The 19,551-nt window shown below is 73.0% G+C and carries 15 protein-coding genes; 10 read left to right on the top strand and 5 right to left on the bottom strand.

Going from position 1 to position 19,551, the window contains the following annotated elements:
* Positions 1 to 3 precede the first annotated feature (3 nt).
* Complete coding sequence (locus D7231_RS16740) at positions 4 to 2,154, bottom strand: type 1 glutamine amidotransferase family protein (RefSeq protein ID WP_120756257.1); 2,151 nt, start codon at positions 2,152 to 2,154, stop codon at positions 4 to 6.
* A gap of 264 nt (positions 2,155 to 2,418) precedes the next feature.
* Between D7231_RS16740 and D7231_RS16735 the strand changes: the two genes are divergently transcribed.
* A complete protein-coding gene (locus D7231_RS16735; RefSeq protein ID WP_120756256.1) occupies positions 2,419 to 3,063 on the top strand; it encodes a 50S ribosomal protein L25/general stress protein Ctc in 645 nt (214 codons plus the stop codon).
* 91 nt (positions 3,064 to 3,154) lie between these two features.
* On the opposite strand, the gene D7231_RS16730 is transcribed toward D7231_RS16735, so the two are convergent.
* Positions 3,155 to 3,946 carry a VOC family protein gene (locus tag D7231_RS16730; protein WP_120756255.1) on the bottom strand — a complete coding sequence of 264 codons (792 nt, stop codon included), beginning with the start codon at positions 3,944 to 3,946 and terminating at the stop codon, positions 3,155 to 3,157.
* 227 nt (positions 3,947 to 4,173) lie between these two features.
* Complete coding sequence (locus D7231_RS16725) at positions 4,174 to 5,229, bottom strand: NAD(P)-dependent alcohol dehydrogenase (protein ID WP_120756254.1); 1,056 nt, start codon at positions 5,227 to 5,229, stop codon at positions 4,174 to 4,176.
* Between the two features lie 130 nt (positions 5,230 to 5,359).
* Between D7231_RS16725 and D7231_RS16720 the strand changes: the two genes are divergently transcribed.
* A complete protein-coding gene (locus tag D7231_RS16720) occupies positions 5,360 to 6,214 on the top strand; it encodes a helix-turn-helix transcriptional regulator (protein WP_120756253.1) in 855 nt (284 codons plus the stop codon).
* A 19-nt stretch (positions 6,215 to 6,233) separates the two neighbouring features.
* On the opposite strand, the gene D7231_RS16715 is transcribed toward D7231_RS16720, so the two are convergent.
* Entirely contained in the window at positions 6,234 to 7,091 is an 858-nt protein-coding gene (locus tag D7231_RS16715; RefSeq protein ID WP_120756252.1) for an SCO6745 family protein, read from the bottom strand.
* Positions 7,092 to 7,138: 47 nt separating this feature from the next.
* Positions 7,139 to 7,702: a hypothetical protein gene (locus D7231_RS16710; protein ID WP_199739386.1), complete on the bottom strand. Its 564-nt coding sequence runs from the start codon at positions 7,700 to 7,702 to the stop codon at positions 7,139 to 7,141.
* Between the two features lie 270 nt (positions 7,703 to 7,972).
* On the opposite strand from D7231_RS16710, the gene D7231_RS16705 reads away from it, so the two are divergent.
* From D7231_RS16705 to panD, 8 genes are all read left to right on the top strand, one after another.
* Positions 7,973 to 8,341 (top strand): hypothetical protein, encoded by a 369-nt coding sequence (locus D7231_RS16705; RefSeq protein ID WP_147449742.1) that lies wholly within the window; start codon positions 7,973 to 7,975, stop codon positions 8,339 to 8,341.
* 37 nt (positions 8,342 to 8,378) lie between these two features.
* Positions 8,379 to 8,891 carry an O-acetyl-ADP-ribose deacetylase gene (locus D7231_RS16700; RefSeq protein ID WP_120756250.1) on the top strand — a complete coding sequence of 171 codons (513 nt, stop codon included), beginning with the start codon at positions 8,379 to 8,381 and terminating at the stop codon, positions 8,889 to 8,891.
* A 612-nt stretch (positions 8,892 to 9,503) separates the two neighbouring features.
* Positions 9,504 to 10,352 carry a hypothetical protein gene (locus tag D7231_RS36530; RefSeq protein ID WP_158673774.1) on the top strand — a complete coding sequence of 283 codons (849 nt, stop codon included), beginning with the start codon at positions 9,504 to 9,506 and terminating at the stop codon, positions 10,350 to 10,352.
* Positions 10,349 to 13,435, top strand: coding sequence for a non-ribosomal peptide synthetase (locus D7231_RS16695; RefSeq protein WP_158673773.1), 3,087 nt, complete (start codon positions 10,349 to 10,351; stop codon positions 13,433 to 13,435). The genes D7231_RS36530 and D7231_RS16695 overlap by 4 nt, the downstream gene beginning before the upstream one ends.
* 22 nt (positions 13,436 to 13,457) lie before the next feature.
* On the top strand, positions 13,458 to 14,459 hold the full coding sequence (locus D7231_RS16690; protein WP_120756248.1) for a methyltransferase: 1,002 nt from the start codon (positions 13,458 to 13,460) through the stop codon (positions 14,457 to 14,459).
* Complete coding sequence (gene fabD, locus D7231_RS16685) at positions 14,459 to 17,725, top strand: ACP S-malonyltransferase (RefSeq protein ID WP_120756247.1); 3,267 nt, start codon at positions 14,459 to 14,461, stop codon at positions 17,723 to 17,725. The genes D7231_RS16690 and fabD overlap by 1 nt, the downstream gene beginning before the upstream one ends.
* Positions 17,726 to 17,836: 111 nt before the next feature.
* Positions 17,837 to 19,111 (top strand): cytochrome P450 family protein, encoded by a 1,275-nt coding sequence (locus tag D7231_RS16680; protein WP_120756246.1) that lies wholly within the window; start codon positions 17,837 to 17,839, stop codon positions 19,109 to 19,111.
* Positions 19,112 to 19,125: 14 nt separating this feature from the next.
* The gene (gene panD / locus D7231_RS16675; protein WP_120756408.1) at positions 19,126 to 19,542 is read left to right on the top strand and encodes an aspartate 1-decarboxylase; all 417 of its coding nucleotides are present in this window, start codon (positions 19,126 to 19,128) and stop codon (positions 19,540 to 19,542) included.
* Positions 19,543 to 19,551: the final 9 nt, after the last annotated feature.

Here is a 19,551-nt window from a genome sequence, read left to right as displayed (position 1 = left end):
CGATCAGCCGGTGGTGACCGTCAGCAGCGAGTACTGGGACACCGTCAGGGACACCGTCGCGGTCTCGCCCGCCGTCTGCCAGGCGACCGGCTGCGGAGCCGGCGAGGCCCCGTCCGGCGAGCTCACCGTGGCGGACAGCACCTGCTTGCCCGCGGGCAGCTTCAGCGCGACCGAGCACGCGGCCGGAGTGGTCCTGAAGGCCGCCGGGGCGTCACCGAAGCAGGTGAAGTTGACCAGCTGGACGACCGTGTCGGCGCCGAGCCGGCTCACCTCCATGTGGACGCGCCGGTCGCCCGTGAGCTCCACCGCGGGCGGCGCCGCCGCCCGTACCGGCGCGAGCAGCTGGTCGGCGCTGGCCTGGTCCGTCTTCGCGAGGTAGCTGTGGCCGGCCAGGTCCTTGACGTACCAGCACGTCCCCGCACCGAAACGATTCTGCTTGCTCGCCGGCAGCGGATCGCCTTTACGGAACCCCAGCACGTCGGCCAGTGCGTACTCGCCGCGGGCCGTGCCCAGCTCGTCGAGCCCGGTCGGGACGGGCCCCGTGATGACGACCGTCCCGCCTCCCGACACGTACTCCCGCAGGACCGCGGCCTCGGCGTCGGAGACGGCCTGGAGGTTCGGCAGCATCAGGACGCGGTACGGGGCGAGGTCGGCGGCGGACAGGTGCGGGCTCGGGACGGTGCCGAAGGGGACGTGGGCGTACACCAGCGCCTTGACCGTGCCGCGGAACTCGCCCAGCCACGCCTGGGACGTACAGCTCTCCTCCGCGCTGCCCGACGCCCACCAGTCCTTGACCCCCGACGGCGCCTTCGCGTTGGCGTACATGCCCGTGCCGGCGGAGGGGCTGACGAAGTCCCGGGAGGCCGAGGAGTGGTAGACGCCGACCTCGGCCGCCGGCACCGCGTCGTACAGCTTCGCCTGGTTGGCCGCGACGAAGGCGTACATGCGGGTGCGCATCGCCTTGTCGGTGGTCTCGTTCTTGAACGGGCTCTTGACCTCGTACGGATTGCAGCCCGCCGCCAGCAGCTCGGCCATCACCAGCGAGGCGTCGTCGGCCTTCCAGCCGTACGAGAACGCCCACGCGGGCTTCGGCCCGCTCGCGGCGCGCGCGTACTTGTACATCGAGATCAGACAGGTCCAGTCCGTCGCCGTGGCGTGGCGCATCCCGTCGTAGTTGCCGAGGATGTCCACCTCCCAGACGTGGCTCACGCCCTCCGCCGTGCGCAGGTACCCGCCGTCGAGGCCGACCAGCGTGGCGTACTGGTAGTCCATGCTCACCGTCTCGACGAAGGTGACCAGGTCCGGGTTGACGGAGCGGCCGGCGGCGGCGATGTCGAGCTGCCACTGGTTGAGGTTGCGGTGCCGCCACTCCACGTAGCGGCGGAAGGGCAGGCTGGAGAAGTCGGCCTTCGCGGGCAGCGCCAGGCCGGTGTCGGCCTTGAAGGCGTCAGCCGCCCAGGTGGAGCCGTCGCACCAGCTCATCGCCCCGTCGAAGTAGATCGGCACGTCCGGCCATATGGCGTCCACGCCCGTGGCGGCGAGGGCCTTGACGCGGCCGAGGTAGTAGTCGCGCCAGGGGGAGTTGGGGCTGAGCCAGCAGCTCTCGTCGCCGGGGTCGACCCAGACGACCAGACTGCCGTAGAAGACGTTCGGCTTGCCGTCGAGGGAGCGCTGCACCCACGACTTGCCCTCGCCGTTCTTGTAGAACGACGGGCCCTTCTCGCCGCCGACGCTGATGAGCTCCAGCGACGGGTAGTACATGACCACGCGGATCCCGGCGGCGTGCGCCAGCTCCACGAAGCTCTTGACCTTGCCCATGTGCTCGGTGAACTCGGCGGGCTTCAGCCAGTTCGACAGGACCGTGTCGAGCTCGATGACGCTGACGTTCTGCGCCTTCAGCGCCGTGATCACGGGCTTCATGTCGCGGAGCGGGTCGGCGTCCTCGTCGAACGTGCCGTCGGCCAGCCGTGCGTAGCGGCTCCACTCGGGGAAGAGCCCCTGCCGGGCCGCGGCCGGCGCCCAGCCGGGCGCGGCGCCCGGGCCCGTCCGGGCACCGGAGACGCCGGGGAGGAGCTGTGCGGCGAGCGCTCCGCCGCTCACCCCCAGGCCGGTCCGTAACAGGGCTCTCCGGCTGAATCTTCGTATACCGCTCATGGGTGTCCCCTCGGTTTCACAACGGTGTGACGGGGTCTGCGCTGCACGGTGCCCGCAAAGTCTGCCCGATCGCCCCGGCGTGGGCGGACGGATTCCGGATACGGCGAGGTGCACCCGGGCGGGCGGTGCGTCCGCCCTTGCCACCGGATCTGCCATCAGAAGGAAAACCGCCCGATATCGCTCCCGTACGGAGTAGCCGCGGAGGCACCTCTCCGGCCTGCGGTTAACACATCTTCAGACGACCGAACCGCGAGGAGTGCAGGCATGGCCGAAGTGAAGCTGACCGCCGAGACGCGCACCGACTTCGGCAAGGGTGCCGCCCGCCGGATCCGCAAGGAGGACAAGGTCCCCTGCGTCATCTACGGCCACGGCGCCGAACCGCGGCACGTGTCGGTGAACGGGCACGCCCTGCTGATGGCCCTGCGGACCCCGAACGTCCTGATCAAGCTGGACGTCGGCGGCAAGCACGAGCTCGTCATCCCCAAGGCCGTCCAGCGCGAGGCCATCCGCGGCTTCCTCGTCCACGTGGACCTGCTGATCGTCAAGAAGGGCGAGAAGGTCACGGTGGACATCCCGATCCACATCGAGGGCGAGCTCGCCCCCGGCGGCAACCTGCTGGAGTACATCCTCAACGCCCTGCCGGTCGAGGCCGAGGCCACGCACATCCCGGAGGGCGTCACGATCTCCATCGAGGGGCTGGAGGCCGGGCACACCATCCACGCCAAGGACATCCCCCTGCCGCGCGGCACCAGCCTCGCGGTCGACGGCGAGGACGCCGTCCTCCAGATCGTCGCGGCCCAGACCGAGCCGGTCGAGGAGGAGGAAGCCGAGGAGGAGGAAGCAGAGGCGGCGGCCGAGGGAGCCGCGGAGGAGGAGGGCGCCGCCCCCGAGGGCGAGGGCGGCGGCTGAGCGCTCTTGCGGCGGGACCTCCTGCGGCGGGACGGACAGGGGCGCGGGCAGGGTCCGGTCCGGGGCGCGGCCCGCGCCCCGGACCGGAGGGTCAGGCCGCGCGCGGCAGCGGCTTGAGGACCCCGAAGACCGCGCCGAACTGGTCGGCCAGCCAGGCGATCCGGCCCACGTCCGGTACGTCCTCGGCCGGCGCGACCACCGAGCCGCCGTTCTCCTGCGCCTTGGCGACGGTGGCGTCGGTGTCCGTGACCAGGAAGTACGGGATCCAGCGGGACTCCCGGCCGTCCCCGTCCCCTTCGGGCGCGGGCGCGATGCCGCCGAACGCGGCGTCGTCGCCGCTCGCCCCGGCCGTGGAGATCAGGGTGTAGGTGCCGACGGAGAACTCCTTGTCCTGCGTGCCCCAGCCGAACAGGGCGCGGTAGAAGGCCCCGGCCGCCGCCGGGTCCGCGGTGTGCAGCTCGACCCACAGCAGCGTGTCGGGCTCGCAGACCTTCTCCAGGCCCTTGACGGCGCCGGGCTGCCAGAGGGCGAACTCCGCGCCGCCCGGGTCGGTGAGACAGGCCAGCCGGCCCGCGTCCATGACGTCCGTCGGCGCGACGCGTACGGCGCCGCCGGCCTGCTCGGCCGCCTTGACCGTGGCGTCGGCGTCGGGCGTCTGGAAGTACACCGTCCACGCGGGGCTCGCGCCCTCCTCCGTCAGCGGGCCGAGCGCCGCGACGTCCTTGCCGTCCTGCTGGAAGAAGCCGTAGCCGCCCGTGTCGGGCCCGGCGGACGCCACGTCCCAGCCGAAGACCGCTCCGTAGAACGCGGCGGACGCCGCGGTGTCCGGGCTGCCGAGGTCGAGCCAGTTGGGTGATCCGGTCACGAAATCAGTGCTGAGCATGGTGGGTGCTCCTCCGGCGGATGCGCGCGGGGGCAACGGATGCGCGCGAGGCCCCGCCCCGTCACCGCGGGCGCGGCGCTCGGCGTCCCCCGACGCGACTCAGTCTTCCACCGCTCCCGGAGCACCGCGCGATGCGATGGCCGGGGGCGGGCGGCGCGCGGAGTCGTTACCGGCGCGGTGCGGGGCGGGCGGCTGCCGGCGCCCCGCACCGCGGCCGGTGCGAGGGGTCAGATCGTCGCGGCGTCGATGACGAAGCGGTAGCGGACGTCGCTGGCCAGCACCCGCTCGTACGCCTCGTTGATCTGCTCGGCGCGGATCAGCTCGATGTCGGCGCCGATGCCGTGCTCGCCGCAGAAGTCGAGCATCTCCTGGGTCTCCGGGATGCCGCCGATCATCGAGCCCGCCAGGGACAGGCGCCGGGTGATGAGGGCGAACGAGGCGACCTGCTGCGGGTTCTCCGGGGCGCCGACCTGCACGAGCGTGCCGCCGCTCTTGAGCAGGCCGAGGTACGCGTTGATGTCGACGTCGGCCGAGACCGTGTTGACGATCAGGTCGAAGCCGCCCGCCAGCTCCGCGAAGGTCGCCGGGTCGGAGGTCGCGTAGAAGTGGTCGGCGCCCAGCCGCAGGCCGTCCGCCTGCTTGCGCAGGGACTGGCTCAGCACGGTGACCTCCGCGCCCATCGCGTGCGCGATCTTCACGCCCATGTGGCCGAGGCCGCCGAGGCCGACGATCGCGACCTTCTTGCCCGGCCCCGCCTGCCAGTGCGCGAGCGGGGAGTAGAGGGTGATGCCGGCGCACAGCAGCGGGGCCGCCCGGTCCAGCGGAATGCTGTCGGGGATGCGCAGGACGTAGTTCTCGTCCACGACGACGTGCGTGGAGTAGCCGCCCTGGGTGATCTCCCCGTCACGGCCGGTGGCGCCGTAGGTGCCGACGTTGCCGAGCTCGCCGGTGCAGTACTGCTGGAGGCCGGCCTTGCAGTTGTCGCACTCGCGGCAGGAGTCCACGAAGCAGCCGACGCCGACGCGGTCCCCGACCTGGTAGCGGGTGACGCCGGAGCCGGTCGCGGTCACGACACCGGCTATCTCGTGGCCCGGGGCGAGCGGGAAGTGCCCGTCGTCGCCCCACTCGCCGCGGACGGTGTGGATGTCGGAGTGGCAGATGCCGGCGTACTTGATCTCGATGAGGACGTCGTGCTCACCCGGCTCCCGGCGCTGGATCGTGATCCGCTCCAGAGGAGCCTTGGCAGAAGGGGCGGCGTATGCGGGAACAGTGGTGTGGGTCATGCCCGCAAGCATGCGTCGGCCCGCGAGCCCCAGCCAGAACCCGGCGGAACGTACGCTTGCCGTTCCTACCACTGGCAGTGTCACCCTGGCCCCTCTCACCGGGCCCCGGCACCCCCGCATACTGGTGGGCATGGACCAGCGCACCGAACTGAGCGAGTTCCTCCGCAGCAGGCGGGCCCGCCTCCAGCCCGCCGAAGTGGGCCTCACGCCCTACGGCGGGCGGCGCCGGGTGCCCGGCCTGCGGCGCGAGGAGCTGGCGCAGCTCGCCGGCGTGAGCGTCGCCTACTACACGCGCCTGGAACAGGGGCACGGCCAGAACGTCTCCACCGCCGTGCTGGAGGCGATCGCCGACGCCCTGCGGCTCACCGGCGCCGAGCGGGAACACCTCAACCGCCTCGTCCGCCCGAGCGTGAAGAAGACGCGCCCGTGCCGGCCGCCCCGCCCGCAGCGGGTGCGCCCCTCGGTGCAGCACCTCCTGGACAGCATGGAGAACACCCCGGCCTACGTGGTCGGGCGCCGGCTGGACATCATCGCCTGGAACCGGATGGCCTGCGCCCTCCTCGGCGACCTCGACGCGATGCCCGCCGGGCAGCGCAACATGGCCTGGCAGATCTTCCTGGAACCGGCCACCCGCGAGCTGTACACCGAGTGGGAGAAGAAGGCCGCCGACGTCGTCGCCTTCCTCAGGCTCGACGCCGGCCGCTGCCCCGAGGACCCGCAGCTCGCCGCGCTCGTGGGCGAGCTGTCCGTCAAGAGCCCGGAGTTCCGGTCGCTCTGGGCCGCCCACAACGTGGAGGACAAGGGCTTCGGCGTCAAGAAGCTGCACCACCCCGTGGTGGGCCCGCTGACCCTGTCGTACGAGACGCTGGTGCTCCCCGCGGACCAGAACCAGCAGCTGGTCACCTACCACGCCGAGCCCGGTTCGCCCTCCGCCGAGTCGCTGCGGATCCTGGCGAGCTGGGCGATGGAGAGCTCGGACGTGTAGGCGGCGCGCGCCGGGGCCGTCACGGGCGGGGCGCCCCCATGGGATTGGGCACGGGCAGCACGCCGCTGTCGATGAGGTGACGGCTGAGCGGGACGGCGAGGCGGATCGCCTCCTCGGTCCCTTCCGCGCCCAGGGCGGCGAGGGGTGACGCGGCCAGCCGGTCGGTGTCCTCCTCCAGCCGCCGGCGCAGCGCGCCGCCCGCCCCGGTCAGCCGCCCCTCGCCGTCGAGCAGGCCGCGCTCCGTGAGCCTGTGGCGGCTCTCCTCCCACTCGGCCTCCGTCCAGCCGCGGTTGTCCTGGACGGCTTCCAGCGGCACGTCACCGGTGGCCACGTGCGTGAGTGTGGTGTCCAGGCCGGTGAGGCCCGCGTGGACCGCGGCGAGGACGTGGCCGTCGCCGCGGTGCTCGCGCAGCACGGTGGCCGCCAGCCAGACGCGCATGGCGGGGTCCGCGGGGCGGGGTACCCGGGACCAGCCGGCGGCCAGCGGCCTGCCCTCGAAGCCGCAGCCCGCCACGGCCGTCTCCAGGAGCTCGGCGAGCCGGGCGAGGGAGCGGCCGGATCCCGCCGGCAGCGTACGGGCCAGGGTGGCCCGTACGGCTTCCGTGCGCGTCTCCAGCACCGCTTCGGGCGAGGCGTACGCCCAGGCGTCGGGCAGCGAGCGGGCCACCATGGCCGGGGCGAACACGTGGAACATCGCGGCGACGGGCGCCGGCCCGAGCGGCCCCAGCGGGGCGACGCGCCCGGCGAAGTACCCCATCCACCAACTCGGCAGCCCGAGCGCGCGGGCTGCCGCGGCGGGCTCGGGTGCGAAGTAGACGACGGCGTGGAGGGGCTCGACGGCTTGCCGGAGCCGCTGGGCGGACGAGGACTGCTGCATGGTGAACTCCTCCGTCGAACCGTGTCGCACCGGTGCGAACTGTCGGGTCAATGCTGGGCGTTGGCGAATCCTATGACGACGGCGCCCCACCAGCACACCTGGGAGACGAGGGCCGTGCTCGCGCCCCAGACCGCCATCCGGCGGCCGGGCGGGGCGGGGGAGCGCTGGGCCAGGCGCCGGGTGAGCACGCCGGCCTGGAGGCCGTTGAGGGTGAGGACGAGGATCAGCACGAGCTTGGTGCGGGTGAGCGGCGAGGCCGGGTCCGGGTGCAGGAAGGCGCCGCTGACCAGCAGCCCGGCCAGCCCGGCCCAGACGGGCGCGTGGAGGCGGCCGACGGCGCCGAGCGCCTCGGCGAGCCCGAGCCGCCGGGTGATCCACAGCAGCCCGAACCAGTCGGCGGCCAGCACCGCGCCGAAGCCGAGCACCAGGGAGGCGAGGTGGACGAAGAGCGCCCCGGTGTGCAGGACCTGGTCGGTGCGTACGTGCAGGGAGACCCAGAGGCAGCCGGCCAGGCCCGCACACGCCAGGAGCGCGCCGGCCGTGACCGTCCACCACGAGTCGTACAGGCGGAGCGGCCGCGGCTGAGGATGCGGCAGCTGTGGCACGGACACGGGACCTCCAGGGCACGAGCAAAGAATTAGGCAAGGCTTACCTACTTTGATCGAGGGCCGTCAAAACCGGCCGATGGATATGTCCCGATCCGGAAAGAAGCGTGACCACCCCGAGATCACACCGAGACCGCCCGGGTCGCCCGCTCGCTTGTTCCAAGATCGCGGAGGCGTGGCAATGCCGCGCCCACCGACGAGTGATTCCGCCGGATGGACCAGCCGCCGTGGATAGCTGGAGGCACCGCACCGCCCCGCCACCACGAAAGGAATCCCGTGCGTATCCGCCGCGCCCTTGGCACCGCCGTGTCCGTACTCCTGCTCTCCTCCTTCGCCTCCACACCCGCGGCGCACGCCGCGAACGGCACCCTGAGCGTGGACTACTCGCGCTGCAAAGCGGGCACCGGCATTCCCGGGGTGGCCTGCCTCCCCGAGAAGGTGAGCAGAAGCGAGAAGGACCCGCAGGACGGCAAGTGCTTCAGCCTCCTCACCGAGAACCGCGCGAAGATCCGCAAGCTCACCAACGGCACCAACCGGACCGTCGTCTACTACACCGACCGCCACTGCACCCGCGGCGCCCGCACCCTCGGCCCCGGCCGCTCCCTGACCGAGCCGGCGGTCCGCAGCGTGCGCTACCCGATCTGACCCGGTCCGGCCCGGCCGGACGGGGGAGGATGGCCCCATGACCGTGATCACTCTCGTCCGGGGCGACATCACCGAACAGCACGTCGACGCCGTCGTCAACGCCGCGAACTCCTCACTCCTCGGGGGCGGCGGCGTCGACGGCGCCGTCCACCGCAAGGGCGGCCCCGAAATCCTCACCGCCTGCCGCGCCCTCCGTGCCTCCCACTACGGCAAGGGCCTCCCCACGGGCCGCGCGGTCGCCACGACAGCGGGCAACCTCCCGGCCCGGTGGGTGATCCACACGGTGGGCCCCGTCCACTCGGCGGAGGAGGACCGCTCCGGGTTGCTGGCCTCCTGTCACCGCGAATCCCTCCGCGTGGCGGACGAACTGGGCGCGAAGACGGTCGCCTTCCCGGCGATTTCGACGGGCGTCTACCGCTGGCCGGTGGAGGACGCGGCCCGTATCGCGGTCGAGACGGTGCGGCAGGCGGAAACGAACGTGGAGGAGGTCCGCTTCGTCCTCTTCGACGAGCGGGCGTACGAGGCGTTCGCCGCGCAGGTGGGTGACTGACCCGCCTCTCCATCAAAGGTCCATCGAAGGCATCAGCATTCTGTCCGCCCCCGGCCGGCCGTCGCACATGTAGCAGGTACGGCCTTCGCGCACGTAGCAGGTGGGCCGACCCGTTTGTCCGCCGAGGGTGTTGTTGCCCGTCCGGGCGGCCGGTGCGGCCCGTGGCCGTGTGCTGCGCCGGGTGCCGGCGAGGCGTTCGCGGCCGGACGCGTGGATTCCGCGGAGGAAAAACCCGGTGGCTCCATATGTTTTGTATGCGGGTGGTCACGCCATATACCGGGCATTCGGGAGTTTCCCGGGGGTGCCGGTGGCCGCCCCGCGGGGCCTCGGCGGGCGTCGGCGCGGCGGCGGGAGGCTCGGCGAGCCGCCGGGCAAAACGGTCGAAACGTGACAGTGCAGTGTCTGAAACCCTCCCTGAGTGTGACTGAAATCTATCGTCGTGGCGCGAAGTCGCCCGGCTGTTCAGGGGCGTTCGGGACGCTTCGTTCCATGATCAAGAGCTGTGGACACGGTGGATTGGCTGACCCTAGGATCCAGCTGGCCTGACCGGAGAAGGTCGGGGAATTGGCCGAATCAGTCGCTGGCTTTTCGATATTCGGGGGAAAAATTTCCATGCCCAACCCCACCGTGTGGAATGTCGTGCTCGACGCGGGAGCTGACACCGACATTGTGCTCGCTGCCGATTTCCCGGTGACAGGCCGAAACGAAGGTGGATTCGCCGATCTGGCGCCCGGTCTGAATCTCGACTGCGCCCTGTGGCAGACGGTCGCTCCCGTCCGCGACCCCGGAACGGACGCCCTGGGCGAGGCGTATCTGGAGCCCTGGCTGTCGGAGGTGGCCGCGAGCGGACGCAAGGTCCGTGCGGTCATGGGGTATTGCGCGGGCTCGGTGTTCGCCGGCGTGCTGGCCGAGAAGATCGCCGCACAGCAGGGCACCGCGCCGCGCGTGGTCGTCTTCGACCCCGAGCTCGTCGACGTGCCCACGGTCCACCTTCAGTTCGGCCGCGTCATCGGCAACATGACCACCGTCCTGACAGCGGAGGAGATCGAGGAGCTGTCCGGCACCGCCGAGCGGCTCGTCGCGGACTCCGGCATCGCGCCGGTCGAATTCGCCGCCGGGCTCTACTCGGCCTTCCGGCCGATCGGCACCGCCGCGCTCCGCCGTGCCGGACTGGACGAGGACTACGCCGGGGAACTGGTCGCCCTGGTCGGTTCGTTCATGTCCTACCTCGCCACCGCGGCCGGTCTCGACCCGCGGCCGGGCTGGCGGCGGGCCACCGTGATCACCTCCGCCAGCGAGCGGAGCGGACTGAACCGGATGCGCACCACGCCGGGCATCGCCCCCATCGAGATCGCCGGCGAGCAGCGCTTCGAGGTCGAGCACCGCGACCTGCTGCGCACCCCCGAGGTCACGGCGTCGGTGGCCGGCGTGCTGGCCGCCCGCCCGGGAGCCGGCGCGTGAGCAACGACCTGCCGGCCGGCCGCATCCGCCCGCCCCGCAAGGAGAGCACCCTCTGGCTGCTCGACGAGCTCGTCCCGGACAGCGGCGCCAACAACCTCTCGCTGGCGATGCGGGTGCGCGGCCGTCTCGACGCCGCCGCCACCGCGAAGGCCGTCCAGCTGCTGGTGGAGCGCTTCGAGGTGCTGCGCACCGTCTACCACCGCGACGAGACCGGCCTGCTCAAGTCCGTACCGGCGTCCCTGGCCGTCGGCCTGGAGGAGGCCGAGCACCACGGGGACGCCGAGGAGGAACTCGCCGCCCTGACCGCCTTCGTGGCCGCGCCGTTCACCACGGACGGCAGCCCGCTCGTCCGGGCGCTGCTGCTGCACGGCAAGGACGCCGACGTCTTCTGCCTGGCGCTCCACCACGCCGTCTCCGACGTCCAGTCGACGGCGATCCTGCGCGCCGAGTTCGTCTCCCTCTACGAGGCGGTGGCCGCCGGCGAGCACCCCGTGCCCGCCGAGGTCCCCGCCTGGCACGGCCCCGGGACGTCCGAGGAGAGCCGGCAGTACTGGCGCGAGAAGATGGCGGGCTTCCGCTCGGCCGGCCTGGAACTGTGGTGCGAGCAGCGGGAACAGGCGGTCACCACCCTCCGGGGCGACGAGGTCACCCACGTCCTGTCGCCGGAGGCCCACGAAGTGGTGCGACGCCTCCAGCGCGAGCTGCGGGCACCCGAGTCGGTCGTCCTCCTCACCGCCTACGCGGTGCTCCTCGCCGCGCACGGCGCCGGACCCGACCTCACCATCGGCTCGCCGGTCAACACCCGCCCCCGCGAGGCGGTGGACACGGTCGGCTACCACAGCAACCTCGTCACCCTGCGCCTCCTGCTGGAGCGGAACATAAGCTTCCGGGAGCTCACCGCCCTGACCCGGCGGACGTTCATGGAGGCGATGGCGCACCTGGACGTGCCCGCCGACGACGTCCTCGACATGGTCGAGCGCGACGGTTCCGGGTGGCGCAACACGCTGTTCAAGCACGTGTTCAACTACGTGCCCTTCGTGGAGGACCAGCGCACCTTCTCCATCGCCGGCACCGAGGCCGAGCTCGTCGTGGTGGAGAACGGGTTCAGCCAGTTCGACCTGGAGTTCTTCGTCTCGGCCAGCCGGGAGAGCGCCACCGTGCGCGCCGTGTTCTACACGGGCGTGCTGGACCGCGCCGACGTCGAACTGATGGTCCGCCGCTACGACGCCCTGCTCGTCACCGCGGGCGCCGCGCTCGACGCCCCGCTCTCCTCGCTGCCCGTCTGGTCGCCGCAGGACCGCACCGTCATCGACGCGGCCAACGCGACGGACCGTGAGATCGGACTGCCGACGGTCCTCGCGGGCTTCGCCCGCCGCGCCGCCGCGGACCCCGCGGCCCCGGCCGTCCGCGACGGCGACAGCACCGCCACGTACGGCGCGCTGTGGTCCGCGGCGGCCGACACCGCCGCCCGGCTGACCGCGGCCGGCGTGCGGCGCGGCGACGTCGTCGCGCTGCTCCTGCCGCGCGGGGCGGCCCTGGCAGCCTCCGTGTTCGGCACCTGGCTCGCGGGCGCCGCCTACATGCCCCTCGACCCCAACCACCCCGCGGAGCGGCTGGCGTACCAGCTGGAGGACTCCGGCGCCCGGGCCGTGATCACCGGGGCGGGAACCGAGGCGCCCGCGGGATACGCGAGCGTGCCCGCCGCCGACTGGGAGAACCTGCCCGAGGCGCCGGTGGACACGGCGGCGGCGGAGGCGGCCGGACCCGGCGACCTCGCCTACGTCATCTACACCTCGGGCTCGACCGGCAAGCCCAAGGGCATCCCGATCCGGCACCGCAGCCTCGTCAACCACATCGTCGACTACGCCGACCGCTTCGGCGTGGCCGGCTCGGCGCGCCCCACCGGCTGGCTCAGCACGTACAGCTTCGACACCTCGTCGCTCGAACTGATGATGCCGCTGCTGCACGGCGGGCACACCGTGGTCCTCCCGGACGCGGCACGCACGGACGGCGATCTGCTGGCGGCGGCCGTCACCGCGCACGACATCGGCTTCCTCCAGGCGACCCCGACCACCTGGCGGCTGGTCGCCCGCGAGGCGGGCGAGGTGGTGGCCGGGCGCACGATCCTCACCGGCGGCGAACCCCTTCCCGCCGAGCTCGCGGACACGCTGCTCGCGGCGGGCGCCGAGCTGTGGAACGTCTACGGGCCCACCGAGAGCACGATCTGGGCGACCGCGGGACGCATGAGCGCGGACCGCACCGGACGGGTGGACGTCGGCTCGCCCATCGCCAACACGCGCGTCTTCATCGCCGGTCCCGACGGCAGGCCGCTGCCGGTCGGCGTGCGGGGCGAGCTGTGCGTCGCCGGCGTCGGCGTCGCCTCCGGCTACCACGAGCGGCCGGACCTGACCGCCGAACGCTTCGGCGAGAACGCCGAGTACGGGCGGTTCCACCGCTCCGGCGACATCGCCTGCTGGCGGCCGGACGGCCGCATCGACCTGTTCGGCAGGGTCGACCGGCAGGTCAAGCTGCGCGGCAACCGCATCGAGCTGGCGGAGGTGGAGGCCGTGCTGCTCAGCCACCCCGACGTCGAGGCCGCGGCCGTGGTCGTCGTCGGCGATCCGGGCGCGGACGGCTCCCTCGCCGCGTTCGTCCGGGTGCCGGGCCGGCCCGAGGCCGTCGACGAGCTCTGGGACCACGCCCACCGGCAGCTGCCGCGCTCGGTGGTGCCGCACCGGTTCGTCGCCGTGCACGCCTTTCCCCGGACGGGCAGCGACAAGGTCGACTACCTGGCCCTCGCCGAGCGGGCGGCCGCACAGCACGGCCCGGCCGTCGGCGGCGGTGCCGCCCGGGCGGCCGGCGACGACCTGACCGCGACCGTCCTCGGCCTCTTCACCGAGCTGCTGCAACGCCAGGACCTGGACGCCGGCTCGCACTTCTTCGCCAACGGCGGGCACTCGCTGCTGGCTGCCACCCTCGCTCAGCGGATCAAGGACATCACCGGCGTACGGCTCGCCCTGTCCGACGTGTTCGAGACCCCGACCCCGGCGGCGCTGGCCGAGCGCCTGCGCCGGCTCGCCTGAGCGACCGAAAGAGAGACATCCCATGGAAATCCTCAAGCTGGCCGTCAGCGGCTGGTTCGCGCGGGCCCTGGCGGTCGCCGCCAGGCTGGAGATAGCCGACGTCCTCGACGGCGGTTCGTTGACGCCGGCCGAGCTGGCCGAGCGCACCGACACCGACCCCGAGGTGCTGTACCGCCTGCTCCAGATGCTGACCGTGCCGGGCGTGCTGGAGCGGGACGGCGAGAAGTTCCGCCTGTCCGAGGCCTACGCGCCGCTGCGCGCCGACCACCCCTTCACCCAGCGCCACTTCGCCATCCTCGCCGCCGAGCTGTACGACGACGCGTTCGCCGGCCTGATGCACACCGTCAAGACGGGCCGCTCGGGCTTCCAGGAGGTCTTCGGGCAGTCGCTCTACGCCTACCTGGAGAACGACGCCGAGACGGCCGAGCTCTTCGACAAGGGCATGGTCGACCTGGCGACGCCGGTCGCCCACTGCCTGGTCGAGAAGCACGACTTCAGCGGCGTGAAGACCCTCGTCGACGTCGGCGGCGGCAGCGGCGGCCTGCTGCCCGGCATCCTGGCCGCCCACCCGGGCGCCCGGGGCACCGTGGCCGACCGGGCCAGCGTCTGCGCCCGGGGCCGCGAGGGCCTGGGCCGGGTCGCGGACGAGTCCGTCCTGGAGCGGATCACCTTCACGCCGAGCGACTTCTTCGCCGAGGTGCCCGCCGGCGCCGACCGCTACCTGCTCAAGAACGTGCTGCACGACTGGACGTACGACAACTGCGTCCGCATCCTGAGCACCGTCGCCACCGCGATGGCCGGCAGCGCCGAGGGCGCCCGCCTGCTCGTGGTGGAGCCGCTGGTGGAGAACGACATCGACGGCTGGCGGGCGATGTTCCAGGCCGTGGCCTGCGACGAGGGCACCCTCGGCCTCGACGAGCCGGCCATGCGCCGTGCCCTGGAAGAGGCGGGCTTCGCGGTGGAGTCCGTGCAGCAGCTGCCGACCGGCCACAAGGTCCTCGAAGCCTCCTTGCGCGCCGCCTGATGCTCACGCCCGTCTTCCTGTTCGCGGGCCAGGGCTCGCAGTACCACGGGATGGGCAGGTGGCTCCACGGGGCGGACCCCGTCTTCCGCGAGAGCCTCGACGCGCTCGACGCGGTCGTCCGCGAGGTGCGCGGCGACTCGGTCATCGAGGCGATCCACGCGGAAGGGCACGGCCCCGAGCGCCCGATGACGCGCTTCGCGCTCACCCAGCCGGCGATCTTCATGGTCGAGTACGCCCTGGCGCAGATGCTGAGGTCGCACGGGTTCGAACCCGCCGCGGTGCTCGGCGCCAGCCTGGGCGAGGTGGCCGCGGCGGCGGTCGCGGGGGTCGTCGATCCCCGCGACTGCCTGCGCTCCCTGCTGCGCCAGACCGAGCTGTTCGAGGCCGAGTGCCCCCGCGGGGGCATGCTCGCCGTCCTCGCCGACGTGGGGCTCGCCCGGCGCGACCCGGTCCTGGCGGCGGCCCACGTGGCCGCCGTCAACTCGCCGGAGAACTTCGTCCTGGCGGGCACCGCCGGCGACCTGGACCGCATCGAGCGGCACCTCGTCGCCTCCGGCGTCCTCTGCCAGCGGCTGCCCGTCCTGTTCCCCTTCCACTCGCCCCTGATGGACCCGGTGGAAGGCGCCTTCAAGGACCTGATCGGCGGACTGGCCACGCGGCCCGCCACCGTCCCGCTGATCTCCGGCACCACCGGCGCGACCGTGCACCTCCCGGACCCGGCCCACCTGTGGCGGGTGCTGAGGGACCCGTTCGACCTGACCAAGGCCCTCGCCCCGCTCCTGGAGCGGGACGACCTGCTCTTCCTCGACCTGGGCCCGTCCGGGTCCATGGCCAACCTGGTGCGGGCCGCCCTCCCGCCCGGCAGCACCTCCCGCGTGCTGCCGCTGCTGTCCCCCTACGCCCGCGACGAGGTGCTGTACCGGGCCGTGCTCGACACGCGCCCGCTCCTCGCCCCTCCTGCACCACGAACCGAGGTGAAACCCATGAGCACTCCCGTGGCGACGCAGGACCGCACCGCCGCCGGCGGGAAGACCCTCGACGTGTACGTCTTCCCCGGGCAGGGCGCCCAGGCCAAGGGGATGGGCCGGGAGGTCTTCGACCGCTTCCCCGACCTCGTCGCCCGTGCCGACGCCGTGCTCGGCTACTCCCTGCGCGAGCTGTGCCTGGAGGACCCCGGCCGGAACCTGCGCGACACCCGCTACACCCAGCCCGCGCTCTACGCCGTCGACGCCCTCACCTGGCTGGCGGCCGTCGGCGAGGGCGGGCGGCTGCCCGACTACGTCCTCGGCCACAGCCTGGGCGAGTTCGCCGCGCTCTTCGCCGCCGGCGTCTTCGACTTCGAGACCGGCCTGCGCCTGGTCGCCGAGCGCGGCCGGCTCATGGGACAGGTCACGGGCGGCACCATGGCCGCCGTCTCGGGGGTCGACGCCGCGCTCGTCGAGCGGGTCCTGCGGGACGGCGGGTTCGACGAGATCGACATCGCCAACTACAACGCACCCAGCCAGACGGTGATCGCCGGCCCCGCGGAGGCCGTGGGCCGCGCGCTGCCCCTGCTGAAGGAGGCCGGAGCGCGCTGCGCGCCCCTCAACGTCAGCGCCCCGTTCCACAGCAGGTACATGGCGGCGGCCGCCGAGGAGTTCGGCCGGCTGCTGGAGCGCACCCCCTTCGCCGCACCGAAGATCCCCGTGATCAGCAACGCCGACGCCAGGCCGTACGAGGCCGGTGAGGTGGCCGCCACGCTGCGCCGCCAGATCGCCTCGCCGGTGCGCTGGACCGACAGCGTCCGGCTCCTGATGGGCCTGGGCGACCTGCGGGTGCGCGAGCTCGGCCCGGGCCAGGTGCTGACGAAGCTCGTCGACCGGATCCGCACCGAGGCGGCCCCGCTCCCCGCGCCGGAGACCACGGCGCCCCCGGCGGAGACCGCCGTGCCCGTGGCCCCTGTCTCTTCCGGGCCCGCGCGCAGCCGCACCACTCCCGGGTCACTGGGCTCGGAGGCATTCCGCCGGGACTACGGCGTACGCCTCGCCTACGCCGCGGGCGGGATGCGGCACGGCGTCAGCTCGGTCGACCTGGTCGCCCGGATGGCCGGCGCAGGCCTGCTGTCCTACTTCGGTGCCTCGGGGCTCACCCCCGCCGAGACGGCGGCGGCCGTGCAGCGGATCCGCGAACGCGTCCCCGCCGGAGCGCCGTTCGGGGTCAACGTCACCCACGACCCCTTCGACCCGCGCGCCGAGGACGCCCTGGTGGACGTGCTGGTCCGGCACGACGTCCGGTTCGTGGAGGCCGCCACCCACGTCGAGGTGACGCCCGCACTCGTACGCCACCGCCTGACCGGCGCCCGGGCGCTCCCGGACGGCACCGTGCACGTGCCCCGCAAGCTGCTGGCGAAGGTCACCCGGCCGGACGCGGCCCGCCTGTTCCTGTCGCCGCCGCCTGCCGCGCTGGCGCAGCGGCTGGTGGCCGAGGGGCTGCTGACGGCCGAGGAGGCGGAGGCCGGGCAGCGCGTCGCGCTGGCGGACGACGTCTGCGCGGTCGGCGACGCGGGCGACCACTCCGACATGGCGAGCCTCTGGGCGCTGCTGCCCGCGCTGCGCCGGCTGCGCGCCGGGCTGGGCGGGGTCGCCGAGGCGGTGCGCATCGGCGCCGGCGGCGGGATCGGCACCCCCGAGTCGGCCGCGGCCTCCTTCGTGCTGGGCGCCGACTTCGTCCTCACCGGCTCCGTCAACCTGTGCACGGCCGAGAGCGGGATGAGCGCCGCGGCCAAGGACCTGCTCCAGGACGCCGACGTGCACGACACCGCCTTCGCTCCCTACGGCGACCTGTTCGAGCTGGGCGGGCGGGCGCGCGTGCTGCGCAAGGGAGTGCTCTTCCACGCCCGCGCGGGCAAGCTCCACGACCTGTGGCGCAACTACGACGCCTGGGAGGCGGTCCCCGCCGCGGTGCGGTCCAAGGTCGAGCGCGACTACCTCGGCGCCTCGTTCGACGAGATCTGGGCCCGCCTCGGCCGCACCGCCGGACACGGGCTCGACCCCAAGCGGCGCATGGCGCTGGTCTTCCGCTGGTACTGCGCGCAGGCGAGCACCTGGGCGATCGACGGCACGCCCGGCCGCGTCGCCGACTACCAGGTCCCCTGCGGACCGGCGCTGGGGGCGTGCAACCAGTGGCTGGCCCGGACGCCGTTGCACGCGTGGCGGGACCGGCACGCCGACGAACTGGCCGACCGCCTGATGACCGAGGCCGCCGCCGTCGCCGGCCCGGCGGCCTGAATCCCGCGGACCGGCACCGGGCGGCGCCCGGTGCCGGCCGGGGGCCCGAGCCGGGCGCGAAGCGACACCGAGCACGAAACGAACACACGAGCAAGAAGCGAGGCCGACCTCATGACCGAAACCTCCGCTGCGGAGCCCTCCACCGAACCGGGCGCGCACACCAGCGAGTTCGACCTGTCCGACCCGGCGTTCATCACCGACCCGGCAGCGGGCGAGCGGTGGCTGGGCGGCCCCCGGCCGGTCTGCCCGGGGAAGTTCGCCGACGGCAGCCCCGTCTGGGTCGCCACCGGCTACCAGGACGTCCGGAAGGTGCTGAGCGAGCCGACGCTGCGCAGCCGCCCGCCGGGCGACTCCCACCGGGAGTCCATGCTCAGCAGGGGCATCCCCGAGGACATCGTCGACATGTTCGACTCCACGCTGCTCACCATGGACGGCGAGGACCACATGCGCGTGCGGCGGCTCGTCACGCGCGCCCTGTCCGCCCGGCGGATGCAGACGCTCACGCCGGCGATCGGCCGTGTGGCCCACCGTCTGCTGGACGAGCTCGCCGCCAAGCCCGAGCCCGACCTGATCGCGGACTACGCGCACCCGCTCGCCATCATCGTCATCTGCGAGCTGCTCGGCGTCGACGAGGACTACCGCGAGCAGTGGCGCGAGTGGAGCGAGACGCTGGCGGCGGCCCTGCGCCCGAACCCCGAGCAGTTCGCCCCGGCGGTGCGCGGCATGGCCCGGGTGACCAGGGAACTGATCGAGGCCCGCCAGGCCGAGCCCCGGGACGACCTCATCTCCGAGCTCGTGCAGATCCACGAGCAGGACAGCGAGCGGCTGACCGACGACGAGCTGGTGGCCCTGGCCATGGTCCTCGTCCAGGCCGGTCACGAGACCGTCCGCAACCTCATCGCGCTCGGCGTCTTCACCCTGCTCCAGCACCCCGACCAGCTGCGGCTGCTCAAGGACGACCCGTCCGTCGCCGCCCGGGCGGTCGCCGAACTCGTGCGCCACACCGCACCGGTGAAGCACACCTTCCGGCGCTTCGCGACCGAGCCCGTCGAGATCGGCGGTGTGACGGTGCAGCCCGGCGAGGCCATCCAGGTCGTGCTGGCCGCGGCCAACCGCGACCCCGAGGAGTTCGACCAGCCGGAGCGGCTGGACCTCACCCGCGAGCACAACCCCCACCTGGGCTTCGGCCGCGGCGCCCACTACTGCCTGGGTGCCAGCCTCGCCCTCATCGAGGGAGAGGTCGCGCTGAACGCGCTGTTCGAGCGCTTCCCCGACCTGGAGCTGGCGGCCGAGCCGGCGGAGATCGCGCCGCGCTACCTGCTCGCCATGCAGCGGCTCCCCGTGCGCCTGTCGCCGGCGCCGAAGACCTGCCCCGTGACCGGGTGAACGGAGAGAACATGCTGTACCGAGAGATGTTCAAGTCCAAGATCCACCGGGCCACGGTGACCCAGGCGGACCTGCACTACGTCGGATCCGTCACCATCGACGCCACCCTGATGGCCGCCGCGAACCTGCTGCCGGGGGAGAAGGTCGACATCGTCGACATCGACAACGGCGCCCGGCTGAGCACCTACGTCATCGAGGGCGAGGCCGGCAGCGGGATCATCGGCATCAACGGCGCCGCCGCCCGGCTCGTCAGCCCCGGCGACCTCGTCATCATCATCTCCTACGCCGCCATGACCGAAGAGGACGCCCGGTCGTACCGGCCGAGCGTCGTGTTCGTCGACGCGGACAACCGGATCGTCCGGACCGGCTCGGACCCCGCCGACGTGCCCGACGGCTTCGGCCTGGTGCGCGGCGACACCGTCAGCGCGTGACCGCCCCGC

This window comes from Streptomyces klenkii (genome assembly GCF_003626645.1).
In the GTDB taxonomy this organism is placed as follows: domain Bacteria; phylum Actinomycetota; class Actinomycetes; order Streptomycetales; family Streptomycetaceae; genus Streptomyces; species Streptomyces klenkii.
The sequence above is the reverse complement of the archived record's forward strand: the minus strand, read 5'-3'. Positions and strand labels throughout refer to the sequence as shown.

Excerpts from the sequence above, each read along its gene's own strand:
- D7231_RS16740 (WP_120756257.1), bottom strand. The coding sequence starts at position 2,154 with ATGAGCGGTATACGAAGATTCAGCCGGAGAGCCCTGTTACGGACCGGC.
- D7231_RS16735 (WP_120756256.1), top strand. The coding sequence starts at position 2,419 with ATGGCCGAAGTGAAGCTGACCGCCGAGACGCGCACCGACTTCGGCAAG.
- D7231_RS16730 (WP_120756255.1), bottom strand. The coding sequence starts at position 3,946 with ATGCTCAGCACTGATTTCGTGACCGGATCACCCAACTGGCTCGACCTC.
- D7231_RS16725 (WP_120756254.1), bottom strand. The coding sequence starts at position 5,229 with ATGACCCACACCACTGTTCCCGCATACGCCGCCCCTTCTGCCAAGGCT.
- D7231_RS16720 (WP_120756253.1), top strand. The coding sequence starts at position 5,360 with ATGGACCAGCGCACCGAACTGAGCGAGTTCCTCCGCAGCAGGCGGGCC.
- D7231_RS16715 (WP_120756252.1), bottom strand. The coding sequence starts at position 7,091 with ATGCAGCAGTCCTCGTCCGCCCAGCGGCTCCGGCAAGCCGTCGAGCCC.
- D7231_RS16700 (WP_120756250.1), top strand. The coding sequence starts at position 8,379 with ATGACCGTGATCACTCTCGTCCGGGGCGACATCACCGAACAGCACGTC.
- D7231_RS36530 (WP_158673774.1), top strand. The coding sequence starts at position 9,504 with ATGCCCAACCCCACCGTGTGGAATGTCGTGCTCGACGCGGGAGCTGAC.
- D7231_RS16690 (WP_120756248.1), top strand. The coding sequence starts at position 13,458 with ATGGAAATCCTCAAGCTGGCCGTCAGCGGCTGGTTCGCGCGGGCCCTG.
- fabD (WP_120756247.1), top strand. The coding sequence starts at position 14,459 with ATGCTCACGCCCGTCTTCCTGTTCGCGGGCCAGGGCTCGCAGTACCAC.
- D7231_RS16680 (WP_120756246.1), top strand. The coding sequence starts at position 17,837 with ATGACCGAAACCTCCGCTGCGGAGCCCTCCACCGAACCGGGCGCGCAC.